Below are 18,784 nucleotides of genomic sequence, written 5' to 3'. Positions count from 1 at the left end.
ACCCTAGCAACGCCCACGCTGGAGACAGTGCTCGCGGCCGGGCTGGTCGGTGCGGAAAGACTCGATGAAGCCGCCTTGGCGCTGGGTGACGAAGACGGTCTTGCCGTCGCTCCCCCCGAAGGCCAGGTTGGTCGGCTCCTTGGCCTTGAGCGCGATCTCGCGCTCGACCATGCCGTTCGGCTTCATCAGCGCGATCACGCCCTTGAGAATGCGCGCCACATAGAGGCGTCCGGTGGCGTCGGTGCGCAGGCCGTCGATGGTGTCCGGCTGGAACGATTTGACGAGCTTGGCGTCGACGAGCTCGTTGCCCCGGATTCCATAGGACCAGATCTGGCCGCTGCTGGATTCGCCGACATAGAGCGTCTTGCCGTCCGGGCTGAGATCGATCCCGTTGGTGGTGCCCATCGCGCGCGGCGCCGACATCACCTGCCCCTGCACGGTACCGTCGGCGGCCTTCGCGATGCGCCAGATGTGGCCCTCCCTGCCCTTCCAGTTCGGATCGCTCGCATAGATCGTCCCGTCCCGCGCGATGGTGATGTCGTTGGGCTGGTTCATCTGGTCGGAGTGAAACCAGGCGACAGGCTCGGTCGCGCCCTTCGGGATCGTGAAGACGTTGTGCTTCTTGTAGTCGGCGATGAACATGTTGCCGTTCCGGTCGAAGCGGATGGCGTTGCCGACGCTGCCTTCGGGAAGCACCGTGAACAGCTGCGATGCCGTGCCGCCGGGCGGCAATCGCCCGATGGTGCCGGGCTTGCCGAAATTGACCACGAAGAGATTGCCGTCGAGGTCGGCAGCAGGCCCTTCGATGCCGAACGTATATTCGCCCGCTTGCGTCACCTGTACGCTCTCGAACAGCTTGGTCTCGGCAGCGGCCGGCAGGGTCGCGGCGAGCAAAATGCTACTGCACAGGCACCAGAAAGTCCTGCCGGATGTAATAGCCATCGTCGTCGGTGCACTCGCCGTTCAGATAGGGATCGGCCGGCCGGAAGAATCGGCTGAAGCCGGGTTTGTCTACAGCGCTCCTTTGTGTCACGACCACGACCTTGGCGGCCGGTATTTCGCCGCATTCCCGGTTGGTCCGGCCGAAGAACTTGCGCTGCGGCGGCCCGGGCTTGATCCGCATGCGCGTGCCCGGGACCATCTTCGCAACAAGCAGGTCCGCAGTGTCCAGCAGCTGTGTGTAGCCCGGCTCGGTCTTCGGCAAGCTTTCGCCGCCCGGCGGCATCAGCTTCTCGGCCCCGCGCCCGCGCAGCCGCGTGCGCAGCTTGCCGGCATCGGGATCGCCCGGGTAGATCCAACCGTCTTGCGACAGCATGAAACGGAGCACGGCTACGTCCTTGTCTGCCTCCGATTGACCCGGCTTGAGGCCGAAACCCGAGTGGCAGCCCACGCAATGCCTCTCGACCAGGCCCTTGCGCAGCGTCGTCAGCCGGACGCCATTCTGCGCATCTCTCGCCACGAAGGCCGCGAGCTGATCGATCATCGCCTGGCTGCGGATCTCGCAGGGCAGCGGCACCGGCACGTCGCCCGCGGCGCGATCGATGCGGATCACGGTCCGGTTCTTGTCCTCGACCAGCCAGATCGCACCGTCCTCCGCAACGGTCATGCCCACGGGCGCACCTTGCGGCCGCGCACCGTTGACGCGGTGCCAACCGGAAATCAGCTCCTCGAACGGCGCGGCCGCGACTTCGCCGCCGTCGGTCTGGAAGCTGCGGGTCGGATCCGCCGCGCAGCTCACGTGATAGCGCACCGGTGCTGGCTTCGGCTTGGGGAAGCCGCGATCGTCGACTTCATAGATGAGGATGCGGCTGCCGGTCGGACGATAGCCGTGCAGACCGACCAGCAACTTGCCTTCCAACTCCGGGAACTTCGTGCCACGATAATACAGCATCGCGAGCGGCGCGCCGTGCGGCGGCATCAGCGAGTGCGGCGCCTTGTAGAGCGCATTCGCCGTGCAGAGCGATTTGTACGGCCCCGATTGCAACACGCGCCTGAACTCCGGACTCGGAGTCGACAGATCGTAGCAGTAGGGCCAGCCATAGTGCCTCCCCTGCTCGATCGCGTTGATCTCCTCGTTCGGTTTGAAGATGTCGGGCAGATCTTGGCCGTTCTCGCCTTGCAGGAAGGCATAGCCCGCATCAGGGAAGTTCGGATGCAACGCCAGCGCCATCGAATTGCGCAGCCCGCGCGCGTAGACCATGTGCTGCGGGTCGGGATCGTCGGGCCTCAGCGCCGGAAAGACACCGCCTGCGGGCGGAGTGAACAGCCAGATTGCGGCCAGCGCCGAGGCGCCTTCGGCCGCGGCGCAGGGCTTTGCGGCCCGCGCACGCGTCATGCAATCGTCGCTGTGCGAGCCGACATTGACGAACAGCCGCCCGTGCTTGTCGAACACAAACTGCTTGAGCGGGTGGGCGCTCTCGTCGATCCTGGTGCCATCGGGCAGCGTGATGCGGCGGCCGGGCATGTGACGGATGATGGTCTCGACCGTGCTGCGCGGGCTGTCGGCGAGCGGATCGAATCGGAAGATCGTCTCGGCGGTCGAGGCATACAGCTTCCTGTCCGGACCGATGACGAGACCGAACGGATATTCCAATTCGGTCAGCAGCTCCTTGAAGCGTTGCCCCTGGGGCGCATGCGGATCGAGCAGCAGCAGCCGTCCGTCGCTGCGGCCCCAGCCGCCCATGTCGGCCACAACGAACAGGTCACGGCCGGGCACCTGGACGATCGAGCGCGGAAACTTCAGGCGATCCTCGTCGCTGGCGACGAGGCCGGCGCAGTATCCGGCCTTCATGTCGATCTGCAGTCGCGGGAAAGCGAGATCCCCGCTGCCGCAGGTCTCCGAGCCGACGGCGTAGCCGCTTTTCCTCACCGGCTCGGAGGAGGCTGCCGTATCAGGGCCGAACAACGCGCCAATCACAACAGCTGCAAACAGGTACAGACGTCGGCAATCACGCCAGAACGTGAGGTGGTTCACGGCAGCCCCCGAATTCCGGCGAGATTTGTTCCATGCCGCCTGGGCGCCGTCCAGTTCATCATCACCCGCCTGTGATGAAACCCGTCGCGACCTTGGTGCCGACCAATATCCGTAAATTCCCTTACCGGGTTTGACCCGAATGTTTCGCAAAGGCCTCGGGTGGTATCGCTTTGCCATCCCGGTAGCTCCCTACAGGAGGCGCATATGGTCCAGGTCTATTTTCACTGCTCCAACACCGAGGGCACGCTGATCGACCATAACGGCGCCGCTGTCGCCAATCTGACCGAAGCACGGGACCGTGCCGCCCAGATCATGACCTCGATGATCCAGACGCCGGGTGCCGAAGACTGGCGCGACTGGGTGATTCACGTCAGCGACCACGACGGCGAGGAGATCTTCGATCTTCCGTTCACCGCCATGCTCGGCAAGCCGCATTGAGGTGATGCCATGTTGATCGCTTCAGTCAGCCTGCTGCGCCAGCCCCTGAGCTTCGTCGCCACCAAATGGCAGACGCTGATCCGCGTTGCAGGCAATCCCTACCGCCCCGAGCTGCACTACATGCGCGGACCTGGCCCGAAATGGCGCGCCAAGTATCAGGCCAGCCGGCTGAACCGCTCGCTCTGAGCGCGCGCTATTGGAAGCCTCACCAATCTTCATCGTCATGGCCGGGCTTGTCCCGGCCATCCACGTTTTTAGGTGCGGATAGACGTGGATGCCCGGGTCAAGCCCGGGCGAAACGAGACTGGGAGCAAGTGCTCCACCTCACTTGCCCGTAAACCTTGCCTTGCGCTTCTCGATGAAGGCATTGCGGCCTTCGATGGCATCCGCGCTCTTGCGGATCGTGGCCTGAAGCTCGATCTCGCGGCGAAACTGCGCCTCGTAGGTCGCATGCTCGCTGTCCTCGATCAGCGCGCGCGTCGCAACCAAGGCGCGTGTCGGACCCTCGGCCAGGCGGCGCGCCAAACCAAGCGCCTCCTCCATCAGCTTCGCGTCGTCAACGACCTGCCGCACCAGGCCGATCTCCTGGGCGCGCTCTGCCGTCAGGGGCTCGTTCAACAGCATCAGCTCGAGCGCGCGCTGCCGGCCGACCAGCCGCGGCAGCAGCCAGGTCGAGCCGAGATCGGGCACCAAGGCGATGCGGCTGAACACCTGGATGAAGCTCGCCGACCGCGCCGCGACGATGATGTCACCGGCCATCGCCAGACTGAAGCCACCGCCGGCCGCGACGCCGTTCACGGCAACAACCACGGGGACGCGGCACTCGCGCAAGGCCTTGAACGCCGGCCAGTAGAAGCGCATCACGCCGGCCGCGATGTCCTCCCCGAGCGCCTCCGATGCCTTCAGGTTCTGGCCCGAGCAGAAGCCGCGTCCCTCTCCGGTCAGGATGAGGGCGCGAACGTCCGGATCTTTCGTCATGTCGGCGACGGCGACGGCGAGCGCGCCGAGCAGGTCCGGGGTCATCGCGTTCAGGCTTGCCGGCTCGTCGAGGGTCAAGATTCCAACCGCGCCATCCCGCGCCTGCATCACACCAGCCATGTCGCTTCTCCCTTTTGATGTTCTCATTGGCTGCAATGTGCCATTGTCCGCCCGCTCCGCCAATCGCGGAGCCTCGATTTCAACACAGCGAAGCCGCGACAGACATCAAGACGACATCATGCCTCATCAGTTCAGCCTCAACCAAACCATCCGCAAGCCCGCCGTCTCATCGAAAGGCGGCATCGTCGCCTCACAATCGCGGCGAGCGGCCGAAGTGGGGGCAGAGGTGCTGGCAGCGGGCGGCGACTGCGTGGACGCGATCGTGGCGACCACGATGGCGCTGAATGTGCTGGAGCCCTGGAACAGCGGCATCGGCGGTGGCGGTGCAATGGTGCTCTACCGCGCCAAGGAAAATCGCTATGAGGTGATCGACTACGGCATGTCCGCGCCGCAGAGCCTGCGCGCTGCCGACTATCCGCTCAGTGGCGAAGGCGCGGCCTCCGATCTCTTCCCGTGGCCGCGGGTGAAGGACGATCGCAACATCCACGGGCCCGGTTCGATCGCGGTGCCCGGCGTTGTCGCCGGTATGGAAGAGGCGCATCGCCGCTACGCCAAAATGCCGTGGAAGGATCTGGTCGCGCCGGCAGCTCGGCTCGCCGGCGAAGGTCTGCTGGTCGATTGGTGGACGACGGTGACGATCTCGGGCTCGGCCGCCGATCTCAGGCGCTATCCCGCGAGCGCCGCGGCGTTCCTGAAGGACGGGCTGCCACCGACTGCACCATGGGGGATCAAGGCCGAGACGCGCTTGCCGCAGGACACGCTGAAAGCAACGCTGTCTCATCTTGCCGAGGCCGGACCGCGCGACTTCTACCAGGGTGACCTCGCCAGGAGCATCGCCTCCGACATCAAGGCTGATGGCGGTTCACTGTCGGTGGAGGACCTCGCCGCCTTCCGCGCGCATTTGCGCGAGCCGCTGGCGATCCCGTATCGCGGCGGCAAGGTGTATGCGACGCCGGAGCTCACGGCTGGCCCCACCATGGCGCACGCACTGCGCCTCTTGCAGCAGAATCTGCAGCCGGGAAGCGCACCGGACGCGGCCGCCTATGTCGAATATGCACTCGCCCTGCAAACGGCCTTCGGCGAGCGGCTCAAGGACATGGGCGATGCCGACGGCAAGCGCTCGCTCGGCGCCGAATATCTGGCGCCCGCCTGCACCACGCATTTCTCCGTGGTCGACCGCCAGGGCAACCTCGCTGCGGTGACGCAGACACTGCTCTCGTCGTTCGGCTCGCGATATGTGACGCCGCACACCGGCATCGCCATGAACAACGGCATCATGTGGTTCGACCCGACGCCGGGCACCACCAATTCGCTCGCGCCGGGCAAGCGCTGTCTCTGCAACTACACGCCTGTCATCGCCGAGACGAAGGATAGCAAGCGCCTTGCCGTCGGCGCCTCCGGCGGCCGCCGCATCCTGCCGTCGGTGATGCAACTCGTGTCCTTTGCGATGGATTTCGGCATGGACCTCGATGCCGCCATCCATCAGCCGCGCATCGACGCCAGCGAGGGCGCGGTCGTGATCGGCGATGCCCGCCTGCCAGCAGAAGTACGCGACGCTCTGGCCACTCGCTTCGACTATGAAGAGAGCCGGGTGCAGATCTTGCCGCAGAAATTCGCCTGCCCAAGCGTGGTTATGCGCGACGGCGACGTCAATTCCGGCGCAGTCGAGATCTTCCAGCCCTGGGCCGAAGCGGTGGAGGAAGGCTGAATACACGTGCCGGACAATGCGAGTGTGCGTTGAGCAAACGCGCCATTACGCATCTGCGCGAGCGTCACGACACCTCCACATTTGCCGGGAACTTACCTGAGGGCTCTCCGTTCGCTGCACGGACAAGTGCGCTCGCCCCAGTGGAGGACATCATGAAGAAACTTGCGCTCGCCGCGTCGCTCATCATTGCGGCCGGATTCACATTGACAAGCCCTGCGCTGGCCAAGGGCGGCCATGGCGGCGGTCATGGTCATGGACATGGTCACAAGATGGGCCATCATCACCATGGCAAGTCGTTCGGATGGCACCATGGGCGCAAGGTCGGCTGGCGCGGCGTGGGTTGCCCGCCCGGTCTGTGGAAGCAGGGCCGCTGCTGACGCTCTGTCTGCAATTTTCTGAAGGCGTTGCCCCTGAGGGCGACACCTTCTTCATATGCCCAGCCTGTCTCGCACCCGACCCGCGATCACGGCGGTCGTCACCCCGACCGGCCAGAACGCATGCATCGGGATCGGCTTGATGCCTGTGATCGGCATGTCGATCTCGGCCTTGGCGCCTCCGATCAGGCGGCGGGCGAGTTGCGCGCCCATCGCGGTCGAAAGCGCGACGCCGCGGCCGTTGCAGCCCAGCGAGATCAGGATGCTTTCCGCGGGCTCATGCACATGCGGATAATGATCTGCGGTGATGGCAAGCCGGCTATTCCAGCCGTGCGTCCAGGCAAAGCCCTTGAGCTGCGGCCATAGCCGCTCGGCATAGCGGATGAGGTACGCGACGTCGTAGGGCGACTTGATCCAGCGCATCGGGCCGCGCCCGCCCATCAGCAGACGGTTCTGCTGATCGATGCGGTAATAGACAGTGATGTGGCCGCTCTCATAGAGAACCGGCCGCGTCGGCATGATCGAACGGGCGACTGCGTCGGAGAGCGGCGCGGTGGCGGCAATCGAAGAGAACACCGGCACGATGGTGCGGCGGAGCGCGGGCCAGAGATCGTCGGTGAAGCCGTTGGTGGCGAGCAGCACCTTGTCGGCGTGCACCACTGCGCGCGGCGTCTCGATGCGCCAGCGCGTGCCGTCGCGGCGCAGTGACAATGCCGGCGTTTCGCCATGCACCTTCGCGCCGGCGGAGATCGCCGCGCGCGCAAGGCCGCGGGCGTAGCTGAGGGGATGCAGATCGCCGCCGCGGGTATCGAGCATGGCGCCGATATAGCGGTCGGTGCCCGTCATGTCGCGGAGCTGATCGCGGTTCAGGTAACTCACCGGCATGCCGCGGCGGATGCACTGCTGCGCGGTCTTTTCGATCGCGGCGGCGCTGGCTTCATTGTAGGCCGCGCGCAGCGTGCCGTTCTGGCGTGCCTCGCACGGGATCTGATAGCGGCGGATCAGATCGTGCGTGAAGTTGGTGGTGCCGTAGGAGAAGTCGATCATCCGGCGGCCGAGGTCGGCGCCGAAGTCGGCTTCGATCTGATCAGGATCGTGCTTCAATCCGGGATTGGTATGGCCGCCATTGTTGCCCGACGCGCCCCAGCCGGGCTCCTGCGCCTCCAGCACCAGCGCGTCGACGCCCTGCTCGGCCAGATGCAACGCGGTGGAGAGGCCGCTATAGCCGCCGCCGACGATCGCGACGGAGACATTCTTGTCGACATCGAGCGGCGGCGTGGCAACCGGAGCGACGGCTGTATCGGCATAGAGCGAGGGCGGCAGAGGCAGGCGCGTCATGGAGAAACCCGGTCAGAGCGGATGTAGCACACGGCGTAGAAAGTCCTGCGTGCGGGGATGCTGCGGCTGATTGAGCAGCGCCCTGGCCGGCCCCTGCTCGACGATGACGCCGCCATCGATGAACAGCACGCGGTCGGCGACGTCGCGGGCAAAGCCCATCTCGTGAGTGACGACGACCATGGTCATGCCGTCGTCGGCGAGCTTGCGCATGACGCCGAGCACGTCGCCGACCAGCTCAGGGTCGAGCGCTGAGGTCGGCTCGTCGAACAGGATCGCCTTGGGCTGCATGGCGAGCGCCCGCGCGATCGCGACGCGCTGCTGCTGGCCGCCGGAGAGTTGCGGCGGATGCGCATCGGCCTTTTCCGCAAGACCGACCTGGGCGAGCAGCGCACGGCCGCGATCAAACGCTTGCGCGCGCGACTCTTTCTTCACATAGAGAGGCCCTTCAACCACGTTCTCCAGCGCCGTGCGATGCGGGAACAGGTTGAAGCGCTGGAACACCATGGAGACCTGGGTGCGGATGTTCACGATCGACGGTGCATCCCGGTCGACCTTCAGTCCCTCGACGCTGATCTCACCGCGGTCGTAGCTCTCGAGCCCATTGATGCAGCGCAGGATTGTGGACTTGCCCGAGCCCGAGGGGCCGATGATGCAGACCACCTCGCCCTTCTCGACGGAAGCCGTAATGCCCTTGAGCACCTCGACCCTGCCGAAGCTCTTGTGGACGTCGTTCAGCTCGATCATCGCTTGCCGGCCCGCTTCTCGAAATGACGAACCAGCAAAATCAGGGGAATGCTCATGGTGAGATACATCAGCGCAACAAGCGTGAACACGCTGGTGTTCTTGAAGGTCGAGGATGCGATCAGCTTGCCCTGCAGCGCGAGCTCGGCGACCGTGATGGTCGAGGCCTGCGAGGAATCCTTCAGCATCATGATCATGACGTTGCCGTAAGGCGGCAGCACGATGCGTACGGCCTGCGGCAGCACCACGCGGCGCATGGTGAGCCACCAGCCCATGCCGATGGATTGCGCCGCCTCGATCTGGCCCTTGTCGATGGCCTCGATACCGGCACGGAAATTCTCGGCCTGATAAGCCGAATAGGCGATGCCGAGGCCGAGGATCGCGGCCTGCAGGGCCGAGAGCGTGACACCGAGGTCGGGCATCACGAAGTAGAGATAGAACAGCAGCACGATAATGGGGATGCCGCGGATCACGTTGATCAGGCTGGCGCTGAGCATCGACAGCGCCTTGATACCGGAAACCCGCATCATTGCCCAGACGAGGCCGAGCACTGTCGAAAGCAGCAGCGAGCCAATCGTGACGATAATCGTCAGCGCGACGCCGTTCAGCAGAATCGGGAAGAACTCGACGGCGTCGCGCCAAAAGCCTTTCATCGGGCAGCCTTCAGCAATCCGCTAGCCCTGGGCCTTCAGGCCCCATTTACCCAGGATCTTGTCAATGGTGCCATTGGCCTTCAGCTTGGTGAGCGAAGCGTTGATCTTGCCGAGCAGCGCGGCCTCACCCTTGCGCACGCCGATGCCGACCGATCCGACCGTGACGGGCTTGTAGCCGTCCACGAGGCGTACCTCCGGGAAGCCGCCCTGCTTCAGATTGTAGGCGAGGATCGGATAGTCGGCGTAGCCGGCCTTGAGGCGGCCGGTGTTCACGTCGCGCAGGATGTCGGGAATGGTGTCGTAGGCCTTCACGTCGGCGAACAGGCCGGTCTTCTTGAGCGCGTCGACGAAGGCGGTGCCGACCTGCGCGCCGACCGTCTCGCCCTTCAAATCCTCCTGCGTGGCGTAGGCCTTAGTATCGCTCTTGGGAACCACGAGGCCCTCGCCGTAGGTGTAGATCGGATCCGAGAAGTCGACGACCTCCTTGCGCGGCGGCGTGATGAACATCGCGGCCGCGATGATGTCGATCTTGCTCGAGGTCAGCGACGGGATCAGCGCGGAAAACTGCATCGGCTCGATCTGCACGTTGAAGCCGGCATCCTTGCCGACTTCGGTGATGAGATCGACCATGATGCCCTGGATGGTGTTGGTCTTGGTGTCGAGGAAGGTGAAGGGAATGCCCGTCGGCGTCGAGCCGACCTTGAGCACCTGTTGCGCCGACGCCGGCACCGTTGCGGCAATCGCGAGTGCCGCGACCGCGGCCTGGACATAACGCTTCATCGCATCCCCCTTTGGGTCTGGCCGGCGCCGCCCGCGCATCTCGTGATCAGACGTTGCGGGCCGAGCCGTTTCGGCCTATTTTCACCAATATGAAATTTTGGTCACACTTTCGGGGATGATGCAAGCGGTTTTCATGCACATGAAGGAAGCGCTTTGACGTGAGCGGTGGCAAAAGAATGCGCAAACTGGCCGCCGCAAAGCCGGCTAGGAAGGTGAAAGCCAAGGCCATCGCCAGGCCGGCCGAGCCGGCGATGGACGTTACGGTCGGCCGCCGCATCCGGGATCTCAGGCGGGTCAGGCGATTTTCGCTGGAGACGGTCGCCGCACGCACGGACCTGTCGATCGGGTTTCTCAGCCAGATCGAGCGCGGGCTGTCGTCGCCGTCGCTGCGCGTGCTGGCGACCCTCGCCGACGTGCTCGGCGTCGGCATCGCCGCGCTGTTCGGCGCCAGCCCGAGCGCTGACGCGGCCTCCGATCAGGTGGTGACGCGCGGACTGCAGCGGCCCGAGCTGAAACTCTGGCGCACCGGCGTATCAAAGCAGTTGCTGAGCCCGGCCGGTGCGGACAACAAGCTCAACCTGTTCCTGGTGCATCTTGAACCTGGCGGCTCCACCGGCGATGAGCTCTACACGCATGATGGCGAGGAAGCCGGCCTCGTGCTCGAAGGCGAGATGATGCTGACGGTGGACAGCGAGACCTGGTCGCTGAAGACCGGCGACAGTTTTCGCTTTGCCAGCCGAAGGCCGCACCGGTTTTCGAACCCGGCTGAAGATGCGAAGGCGGTGGTGCTGTGGGTGAATTGCGTGACGGCGGCGGGGTAGCTGCCTTCAACGCCCGCGGCGGGTGGAAGAAATCCGCGCCGTGTCTACGCCGCCATTGCGAGCGCAGCGATGCAATCCAGAGTCTTGCCGCGGAGGCATTCTGGATTGCTTCGTTGCTTCGCTCCTCGCAATGACGCGGGGACAGAGCCTTACCCGAACCGGTGCTTGTACCGCTCGACCGACAGCGCACTCACGTCGATGTCCGGCTTCCTGCCGGACAGCATGTCGGCGAGCACGCGGCCCGAGCCGCAGGACATGGTCCAGCCGAGCGTGCCGTGGCCGGTGTTGAGGTGCAGATTGGCGTAGTGCGTCCGGCCGATCACGGGCGGGCCGTCCGGCGTCATCGGACGCAGGCCGCTCCAGAACGTCGCCTTGGCGAGATCGCCGCCGCGCGGGAACAGGTCGGTCAGCGAATGATCGAGCGTGGCGCGGCGGGCATCGTAGAGCTTGTCCGAGTAGCCGGAGATTTCCGCGGTGCCGCCGACACGGATGCGATCGCCAAGGCGCGTGATCGCGACCTTGTAGCTCTCGTCCATCACGGTCGATTCCGGCGCGCCGGAGGCGTCCTTGATCGGCACCGTGATCGAATAGCCCTTCACCGGATAGACCGGCAGCGAGATGCCGAGCGGCGCGACCAGCCGTGACGACCAGCTGCCGAGCGCGAGCACGTAAGCGTCCGCCTGCAACAGGCCGGCACTGGTCGCGACGCCGCTGACACGCGCACCCTCGGTGACGATGCGATCGATGCCGGTGTTGAACAGAAAGCGCACGCCGAGCGCCTGCGCATGCCTTGCGAGCGACTGCGTGAACATGTGGCAGTCGCCGGTCTCGTCCTGCGGCAGGCGAAGCCCGCCGACGAACTTTTCCTTTACGCCAGCGAGCGCCGGCTCGACCGCGATGCAGCCCTCGCGGCTCAGCACCTCGAAGGGAACGCCATATTGCTTGAGCACGGCGATATCCTCGGCCGTGCCGTCGAGCTGGGCCTGGTAGCGGAACAGCTGCAGCGTGCCCTGCGAGCGCTCGTCATACTGGATGCCGATGTCGCGGCGCAGGTCGCGCAAGGCATCGCGGCTGTATTCCGCGATCGGAATCATCCGGCTCTTGTTGACCGCGTAGCGCGCGCTGGTGCAGTTGCGCAGCATCTTGAGCAGCCAGACCCACATGACAGGATCGAGCTTCGGCCGGATCACCAGCGGACCGTGCTTCATCAACAGCCACTTGACCGCCTTCACCGGCACGCCGGGCCCGGCCCAGGGCGAGGAATAGCCGGGCGACACCTCGCCGGCATTGGCGAAAGAGGTCTCCAGTGCCGGCTCGGGCTGACGGTCGACGACCGTCACCTCGTGGCCGGCACGCGCAAGGTAGTAGGCAGAGGTGACACCGATGACACCGCTGCCGAGGATCAGAATTTTCACGCTTCGTCAAACTCCCGCGGCATCACGCTTGCCGCTGCAAGAGCAATTATCAGGCCACCTTCTTGATGGCGTCGCCGAGGATCGAGACCATCTTGTCGATGTGGCTCTTCTCGACGATGAGCGGCGGCGACATCGCAACGGAGTCGCCACCGGTGCGAAGATAGAGGCCGCTGTTGAAGCATTCGACGAGCATGTCGTAGCCGCGTGCGCCGACCACGCCGTCGCGTGGCGCCAGCTCGACCGCGCCCATCAGGCCGCAATTTCGGATGTCGACGACGTTCGGCAGACCCTTCAGCGAATGCAGCGCATCGCGCCAATATTCCGCGAGCGAAGCACCGCGGGTGAGCAGGCCTTCGTCCTTGTAGATGTCGAGGGTCGCGATGCCCGCGGCACACGCCACCGGATGCGCCGAATAGGTGTAGCCGTGGAACAGCTCGATCTGGTTCTCCGGGCCGGTCATCATGCCGTCGTACACCTTGCGGCTCGCGAATACCGCACCGCAGGGCACGGTGCCATTGGTGATGCCCTTGGCCGTCGTCATCAGGTCCGGCGTGACGCCGAAGAAGTTGGCGGCGAACGGCGTGCCGAGACGGCCGAAGCCGGTGATGACCTCGTCGAAGATCAAGAGGATGCCGTGCTTGTCGCAGATCTCGCGCAGGCGCTTCAGATAGCCTTTCGGCGGCGGCAGCACCGCGGTCGAACCCGGCACCGGCTCGACGATGACGGCGGCGATGGTCTCGGCGCCGTGCAGGGCGACCAAACGCTCGAGATCGTCCGCGAGCTCGGCGCCGTGCTCGGGCAGGTCCTTGGCGAAGGCGTTGCGGGTGAGATCATGGGTGTGACGGATATGATCGACGCCCGGCAGCAGGGTCGTGAAGGCACGTCGGTTGGCGACCATGCCGCCGACCGACGTGCCGCCGAAGCCGACGCCGTGATAGCCGCGCTCGCGGCCGATCAGGCGCGTGCGGCTGGCCTGGCCGTTGGCGCGATGATAGGCGAGCGCGATCTTCAGCGCGGTATCGACCGACTCGGAGCCGGAGTTGGTGAAGAAAACGCGGTCGAGGCCCTTCGGCGCGATCTCGGCGAGACGCTCGGCGAAATCGAACGCTAGCGGATGGCCCATCTGGAACGACGGCGCGAAGTCCAGCGTCATCAGCTGCCGCTCGACGGCGGCGGCGATCTGCTTGCGGCCATGGCCGGCATTGACACACCAGAGCCCGGCGGAGCCGTCGATCACCTGACGGCCGTCGACGCTGGTGTAGTACATGCCCTCGGCCGAGGAGAACAGGCGCGGCGATTTCTTGAATTGCCGGTTGGCCGTGAACGGCATCCAGTACGAATCGGTCTTGATGGTGTTCGGAATCTGATGAAGGGTCACGGCCGCGCTCCTTTGCTGGTGTGCTAGCAGAGCCACGACTGTAATACCGCAACAAGTCCTTTTCTGGTAACCTGCAAGCCATTGATCTGGCTGGGGCTGCCGGTCCATATTTGCGCGATCCGCAACACCTGCAACACAGGACCAAGGGCATGAGCGTCGACATCGGTGGACGGCTGCGATTCCTCCGGGCGCGCCACAAGCTGTCGCAGCGCGAGCTCGCCAAGCGCGCCGGCGTCACCAATTCGACCATCTCGCTGATCGAATCCAACCAGATGAACCCCTCGGTCGGCGCGCTCAAGCGCATCCTCGACGGCATCCCGATGGGGCTCGCCGAGTTCTTCGCGCTGGAGCCGGAGTCCAGGCGCAAGATCTTCTACCGGGCCGAGGAGCTGACCGAAGTCGGCAAGAAGCCGATCTCCTATCGCCAGGTCGGCGACAATCTGTTCGGCCGCAGCCTCCAGATCCTGAAGGAGCGGTACGAGCCCGGCAGCGACACCGGACGCGTTCACCTCGTCCATGACGGCGAGGAGGGCGGCATCGTGATCTCCGGGAAGCTCGAGGTCACCGTCGAGGACGAGCGCCGCATCCTGAACCCCGGCGATGCCTATTATTTCGAGAGCCGCCGCCCGCACCGCTTCCGATGCGTGGGCGGCAAGCCCTGCGAGGTGATCTCGGCCTGCACGCCGCCGACGTTTTGATGACCCCTGCTTGATGACCCTGCGCGGCGACTCCAGCGTCAAAGCCGTTCAATCAGCATGAACGCGGGAGAACGACGTCGGCAATTCGGCCGCGGTTGAGCCAGCTCAATTCCTGCCGACGGCGTTCCTCCTATTATCCAAGTCGTAGCCGAGCAGCCTCGCGCAAAGGTGTCGAGGTCATGGTCCCGAACTCCCAGGCACTCCGGGGCCGCTTGGTAACGGGGCACGCCATGAAGACCACACTCGCAAATGCCGAAGCCGCACGCGAAGAGGTTCCGCGCGGCAGCGACGAATTCCACTCGCAGGAGCTGCGCAAGGCCATCGCCGAATACATCGAGCTGCAGCGAGAAGCGCTCAAGGCTCTCCGCAGGAAGTTGAACTGACGTTCGGCGGGGAGGTCGCCTCCCCGTCTCAGCGCCGCGTCAGCAATTCCTCGATCCGGATCGGAAACCGACGGACGCGCACGCCGGTGGCGTGCCAGACGGCGTTGGCAACCGCCCCGGCACTTCCGGTGATGCCGATTTCTCCGACGCCCTTGATGCCGAGCGCGTTCACGTGCGGATCGTGTTCCTCGACCGTGATGACGTCGAGCGGCGGCACGTCGGCATTCACCGGGATGTGGTACTCGCCGAGATTGGCATTCATGATCCGGCCGGTGCGCCGGTCGGTGATGGCCTCCTCGTGCAGCGCAAACGAGAGGCCCCAGATCATGCCCCCGAACAGCTGGCTCTGCACCATGCGCGGATTGACGATCCGCCCGGCCGCGAAAGCGCCGGCCATGCGGGTGACGCGGACCTGGCCGAGCACGGGATCGACCTTCACCTCCGCAAACACCGCGCCGTGGGCATGCATCGCATATTCCTCCATCGCCGCGGGGTTCGGCGCCCCGGTGCCACGGGCCTCGACCTCCGCGACGCCTGCTCGCGCGAGGATATCGGAATAGCTCTCACCTCGGCTTTCGTCGTCACGGCGAAGCAGCCTGCCGTCGCGCGCGATCACGCCGGCATTGCCGGCGCCGAACAGGGGCGAGCGCTCGTCGCTGGTTGCGAGATCGGCGAGCTTTGCGATCACGGCCGCACCGGCGCTGCGGATCGCAGCACCCGCCGTTGCCGTGTGCGCCGAGCCGCCCGCGATGCCGGCGTCGGGCAGATCGGACGAACCCGCCTTGAACTCGACGCGATCGATATCGAGCCCGAGTTCGTCGGCGGCGATCTGGGCGAGCGCCGTCCAGGCGCCCTGCCCCATGTCATGCGCGCCGATCTCCATGGCGCCCGAGCCGTCGCGGCGGAGCACCGCGCGCGCTTCGGCCTGGAACATCAGCGCCGGGAAGGTCGCAGTGCCCATGCCCCAGCCGACCAGGAGGCCGGCATCGTCGCGCATCTGCCGCGGCCGGAGCGGACGTTTGGTCCAGCCGAAGCGCGCGGCGCCCTGCTCGTAGCAGGCGCGCAGCGCTTTTGAAGAGAACGGCTTGCCGGTGATCGGCTCGACCTCGGCATAGTTCTTCAGGCGGAAGGCGAGCGGATCCATGCCACAGGCCCAGGCCATCTCGTCGATCGCGCTTTCGAGCGCGATCGATCCGGTCGCTTCGCCTGGAGCACGCATGAACAGCGGCGTGCCGGAGTTGACGCGCACGGCGTCATGCGAGGTGCGGATCGCAGGCGCCGCGTAGAGCGTGTGCGAGGCATCGGCGGCGGGCTCGTAGAAATCGTCGAACGTGCTCGATACGGTCCGCGCATGATGATCGAGCGCGGTGAGGCGCCCCTCGCCATCCGCACCGATGCGCAGCCGCTGGCGGGTCGGCGCGCGATGGCCGACCGGACCGTACATCTGCTCACGGCGCAGCACCAGCTTGACCGGCTTGCCGACCAGCTTCGCGGCCATGACTCCGAGGACTTGCGGGCCGGCCATCAGGCCCTTGGAGCCAAATCCGCCGCCAAGGAACGGGCTGCGGATGTGAATCTTGTCATGCGCAATGCCGAACAATTCGGCGATGCGCGCGAGCGACAGCATCAGGCCCTGGGTCGGCATGTCGACGGAAAGATTGTCTCCGTCCCACGACGCAACGATCGCATGCGGCTCCATGGCGTTGTGATATTGCGGGGGCGTCTCGTAGATGGCATCGATCTGCTTCTCGGCCGAGGCGAGGCCGGCCTCGATATCGCCGTGGCGATGCTCCGCGGGGTTGCCGACACCGACGACGGGCGGCACGAAGCTTTCGCCGGCATCCAGCCCGACGCGCGCAGACTGCACCTCGTAACGCGGCGCCAGCAGCACCGCGCCTTCCGTTGCCGCTTCCAGCGTCTCGGCGATCACGACCGCGATCGGCTGGTTGGCGTAGCGGACCTCATTGCTTTGCAGCACCTCCATCCGGAACACGAACGGATTGGTCTTGACCTCCGGATCGATCGCAAGCCGAGGCTTGTGATCATGCGTCATGACATCGACGACGCCAGGATGGCGCTTGGCCGCGGCAACATCGAGCGAGACCACGCGGCCGCGCGAGATGCTGGACACGGCCATCACAGCAAACAGCATGCCGGGCGGATGATTGTCGGCGGCGTAAGTTGCCCGTCCCGTGACCTTGAGGATGCCGTCCCGGCGGGTCAGCGGCTGGCCGATGTTCGAGCCGTGCCGCAGATGGGCGGGGGTACTGGTGAGGTTGAGCTCAGGCATGGTCGGCTCCGGATGTCGCGGCAAAGGGAGAGGCCGGCAGCGCGGGGATGCGCGCGGGCGTGCCGGCGGCGGCGAGGGTCAGCGCGCGCACGACGATGCGGCGCGCGAGCTCGATCTTGAAGGCGTTGTCGCCTGACGGCTTTGCGTCCGTGAGCGCACGCCAGGCAGCTTCCTGGAAAGCGTCGGCAGTGGGCGAGACGTTCTTGAGCACGTCCTCGGCGGCGCGGGCACGCCAGGGCTTTGCGGCGACACCACCAAGCGCAAGTCGCGCTTCGACAATCATGCCGCTCTCGATCCGCAGGGCAGCCGCGGCCGATACCACGGCGAAGGCGTAAGACGTACGCTCGCGGACCTTGAGATAGCGCGCATGCGCGGCAAAGCCGCGCGCGGCGGGCGGCAGACGCACGGCGACGATGAGGTCTCCGGGTTCGAGTACGGAATCACGCTCGGGGGTATCGCCGGGCAGGCGATGCAATTGGTCGAGCGCGACCTCGCGCCGGCCGCCCCTGCCCTCGATCTCGACCATGGCATCGAGCGCGACCAGCGGCACGCAGAAGTCCGACGGATGCGTGGCGATGCAGCTCTCGGTCCAGCCGAGCACGGCATGGCCGCGGTTCTCGCCGTCGCGGGCGTCGCAGCCGCTGCCGGGCTCGCGCTTGTTGCAACGGCTGGCGGTGTCATAGAAATACGCACAGCGCGTCCGCTGCAGGAGATTGCCGCCGACGGTCGCGGCATTGCGCAACTGGGCCGACGCGCCGGACAGCAGGGCCTCGGCCACGGCCGGATAAGATCTCGCGAACTCAGCATCGTGCGCGAGATCGGCATTGCTCACCAGCGCTCCGATGCGCAACGAACCGTCGCCGAGAGTCTCGATCTGATCGAGCCCATCGAGATGCGTGACGTCGACGAGGCGGTCCGGACGGCTGACGCCCCCCTTCATCAAATCGAGCAGATTGGTGCCGGCGGCAAGAAAGACAGCGCCGGGCTGAGCGGCAGCGGCAACCGCCGCTGCGACCGAGGCAGGCCTGACATAATCGAACGGCTTCATGCGGAGCGCCTCTGGCTGGATTCGTCCATCTGTCCTTGCGCGTCGAGCACGGCATCCACGATGCCGGCATACGCGCCGCAGCGGCAGAGATTGCCGCTCATGCATTCGCGGATGCGCTCGGGATCGTTGCCGGCCTGCGCCTCCTGCATCATGCCGATCGCGCTCATGATCTGGCCGGGGGTGCAGAACCCACACTGGAAGCCGTCATGAGCGATGAAGGCGGCCTGCACGGGATGAAGCTGGTCCCCGCGCGCAACGCCTTCGATCGTGAGGATATCGGCGCCGTCATGGCTGATGGCGAGCGCGAGACAGGAATTGATACGCTTGCCGTCGACAAGGATGGTGCAGGCGCCGCACTGCCCGCGGTCACATCCCTTCTTGGTGCCGGTGAGATGGAGGCGCTCACGCAGGAGATCGAGCAGCGTGACGCGCGGATCGTCCAGGACGAAATCGCGCCGCGCACCGTTCACGGTGAGGCTGATGGAGTGGTTCATAAATGGCTCCGATCAGATTTGGACATGGGTGATCGTGCAGCGCGCCACCGCCGTGGCCACCGTCGATCCGCGTCGACCCGCATGATGCGGGCCGGTACGCGGTGGAAAATACGGAGGCACCCTCCGTTTAACAAGAGGCACCGGAAAGAATCT

The 18,784-nt window shown here is 65.6% G+C and carries 19 protein-coding genes; 7 read left to right on the top strand and 12 right to left on the bottom strand.

Translation table 11 applies throughout. The features are described from left to right. Positions 1–3: 3 nt before the first annotated feature. Together ASG57_RS09940 and ASG57_RS09935 are read right to left on the bottom strand one after the other, a co-directional pair. On the bottom strand, positions 4–942 hold the full coding sequence (locus ASG57_RS09940; protein WP_024341712.1) for an SMP-30/gluconolactonase/LRE family protein: 939 nt from the start codon (positions 940–942) through the stop codon (positions 4–6). Continuing rightward, entirely contained in the window at positions 899–2,974 is a 2,076-nt protein-coding gene (locus ASG57_RS09935) for a PQQ-dependent sugar dehydrogenase (RefSeq protein WP_028146026.1), read from the bottom strand. The genes ASG57_RS09940 and ASG57_RS09935 overlap by 44 nt, the downstream gene beginning before the upstream one ends. A 204-nt stretch (positions 2,975–3,178) precedes the next feature. Between ASG57_RS09935 and ASG57_RS09930 the strand changes: the two genes are divergently transcribed. Both ASG57_RS09930 and ASG57_RS38605 read left to right on the top strand, forming a co-directional pair. After that, a complete protein-coding gene (locus ASG57_RS09930) occupies positions 3,179–3,412 on the top strand; it encodes a DUF6894 family protein (protein WP_024341714.1) in 234 nt (77 codons plus the stop codon). A gap of 9 nt (positions 3,413–3,421) precedes the next feature. After that, positions 3,422–3,598, top strand: a complete 177-nt coding sequence (locus ASG57_RS38605; RefSeq protein ID WP_196232414.1) for a hypothetical protein — start codon at positions 3,422–3,424, stop codon at positions 3,596–3,598. A gap of 138 nt (positions 3,599–3,736) precedes the next feature. On the opposite strand, the gene ASG57_RS09925 is transcribed toward ASG57_RS38605, so the two are convergent. Next, positions 3,737–4,510 carry an enoyl-CoA hydratase-related protein gene (locus ASG57_RS09925; protein ID WP_024341715.1) on the bottom strand — a complete coding sequence of 258 codons (774 nt, stop codon included), beginning with the start codon at positions 4,508–4,510 and terminating at the stop codon, positions 3,737–3,739. Positions 4,511–4,628: 118 nt separating this feature from the next. Between ASG57_RS09925 and ASG57_RS09920 the strand changes: the two genes are divergently transcribed. Then, positions 4,629–6,218, top strand: coding sequence for a gamma-glutamyltransferase family protein (locus ASG57_RS09920; RefSeq protein WP_024341716.1), 1,590 nt, complete (start codon positions 4,629–4,631; stop codon positions 6,216–6,218). A 29-nt stretch (positions 6,219–6,247) separates the two neighbouring features. Next, on the top strand, positions 6,248–6,595 hold the full coding sequence (locus ASG57_RS37625) for a hypothetical protein (protein ID WP_162250043.1): 348 nt from the start codon (positions 6,248–6,250) through the stop codon (positions 6,593–6,595). A 51-nt stretch (positions 6,596–6,646) separates the two neighbouring features. On the opposite strand, the gene ASG57_RS09910 is transcribed toward ASG57_RS37625, so the two are convergent. The 4 genes from ASG57_RS09910 to ASG57_RS09895 are packed head-to-tail and all read right to left on the bottom strand — an operon-like array spanning position 6,647 to position 10,104. After that, positions 6,647–7,930: an NAD(P)/FAD-dependent oxidoreductase gene (locus ASG57_RS09910; RefSeq protein WP_024341718.1), complete on the bottom strand. Its 1,284-nt coding sequence runs from the start codon at positions 7,928–7,930 to the stop codon at positions 6,647–6,649. A 12-nt stretch (positions 7,931–7,942) separates the two neighbouring features. Further along, positions 7,943–8,674 carry an amino acid ABC transporter ATP-binding protein gene (locus tag ASG57_RS09905; RefSeq protein WP_024341719.1) on the bottom strand — a complete coding sequence of 244 codons (732 nt, stop codon included), beginning with the start codon at positions 8,672–8,674 and terminating at the stop codon, positions 7,943–7,945. Further along, positions 8,671–9,324, bottom strand: coding sequence for an amino acid ABC transporter permease (locus ASG57_RS09900; protein WP_024341720.1), 654 nt, complete (start codon positions 9,322–9,324; stop codon positions 8,671–8,673). The genes ASG57_RS09905 and ASG57_RS09900 overlap by 4 nt, the downstream gene beginning before the upstream one ends. Positions 9,325–9,345: 21 nt before the next feature. After that, positions 9,346–10,104 carry an ABC transporter substrate-binding protein gene (locus ASG57_RS09895; protein ID WP_024341721.1) on the bottom strand — a complete coding sequence of 253 codons (759 nt, stop codon included), beginning with the start codon at positions 10,102–10,104 and terminating at the stop codon, positions 9,346–9,348. 176 nt (positions 10,105–10,280) lie between these two features. On the opposite strand from ASG57_RS09895, the gene ASG57_RS09890 reads away from it, so the two are divergent. After that, the gene (locus ASG57_RS09890) at positions 10,281–10,925 is read left to right on the top strand and encodes a helix-turn-helix domain-containing protein (RefSeq protein ID WP_029674366.1); all 645 of its coding nucleotides are present in this window, start codon (positions 10,281–10,283) and stop codon (positions 10,923–10,925) included. Positions 10,926–11,074: 149 nt separating this feature from the next. Here the strand turns inward: ASG57_RS09890 and ASG57_RS09885 are convergent, their stop codons facing one another. Next, positions 11,075–12,340 (bottom strand): D-amino acid dehydrogenase, encoded by a 1,266-nt coding sequence (locus ASG57_RS09885; RefSeq protein ID WP_024341723.1) that lies wholly within the window; start codon positions 12,338–12,340, stop codon positions 11,075–11,077. 49 nt (positions 12,341–12,389) lie between these two features. Continuing rightward, a complete protein-coding gene (gene aptA, locus ASG57_RS09880; protein WP_024341724.1) occupies positions 12,390–13,718 on the bottom strand; it encodes an omega-aminotransferase AptA in 1,329 nt (442 codons plus the stop codon). A 149-nt stretch (positions 13,719–13,867) separates the two neighbouring features. On the opposite strand from aptA, the gene ASG57_RS09875 reads away from it, so the two are divergent. After that, positions 13,868–14,416, top strand: coding sequence for a cupin domain-containing protein (locus ASG57_RS09875; protein ID WP_024341725.1), 549 nt, complete (start codon positions 13,868–13,870; stop codon positions 14,414–14,416). A gap of 230 nt (positions 14,417–14,646) precedes the next feature. Continuing rightward, positions 14,647–14,799 (top strand): hypothetical protein, encoded by a 153-nt coding sequence (locus tag ASG57_RS38600; protein WP_196232415.1) that lies wholly within the window; start codon positions 14,647–14,649, stop codon positions 14,797–14,799. A gap of 28 nt (positions 14,800–14,827) precedes the next feature. Here ASG57_RS38600 and ASG57_RS09870 read toward each other — a convergent pair whose 3' ends face one another. Genes ASG57_RS09870 through ASG57_RS09860 form a run of 3 tightly spaced genes read right to left on the bottom strand, consistent with a single transcriptional unit; the run spans position 14,828 to position 18,631 of the window. Further along, on the bottom strand, positions 14,828–17,089 hold the full coding sequence (locus ASG57_RS09870; RefSeq protein ID WP_024341726.1) for a xanthine dehydrogenase family protein molybdopterin-binding subunit: 2,262 nt from the start codon (positions 17,087–17,089) through the stop codon (positions 14,828–14,830). Further along, positions 17,082–18,137 (bottom strand): FAD binding domain-containing protein, encoded by a 1,056-nt coding sequence (locus ASG57_RS09865; protein WP_024341727.1) that lies wholly within the window; start codon positions 18,135–18,137, stop codon positions 17,082–17,084. The genes ASG57_RS09870 and ASG57_RS09865 overlap by 8 nt, the downstream gene beginning before the upstream one ends. Then, on the bottom strand, positions 18,134–18,631 hold the full coding sequence (locus ASG57_RS09860) for a (2Fe-2S)-binding protein (protein WP_024341728.1): 498 nt from the start codon (positions 18,629–18,631) through the stop codon (positions 18,134–18,136). The genes ASG57_RS09865 and ASG57_RS09860 overlap by 4 nt, the downstream gene beginning before the upstream one ends. Between the last annotated feature and the right edge of the window lie 153 nt (positions 18,632–18,784).

It is taken from the genome of Bradyrhizobium sp. Leaf396 (genome assembly GCF_001424605.1).
Classification (GTDB): domain Bacteria; phylum Pseudomonadota; class Alphaproteobacteria; order Rhizobiales; family Xanthobacteraceae; genus Bradyrhizobium; species Bradyrhizobium japonicum_C.
The sequence above is the reverse complement of the archived record's forward strand: the minus strand, read 5'-3'. Positions and strand labels throughout refer to the sequence as shown.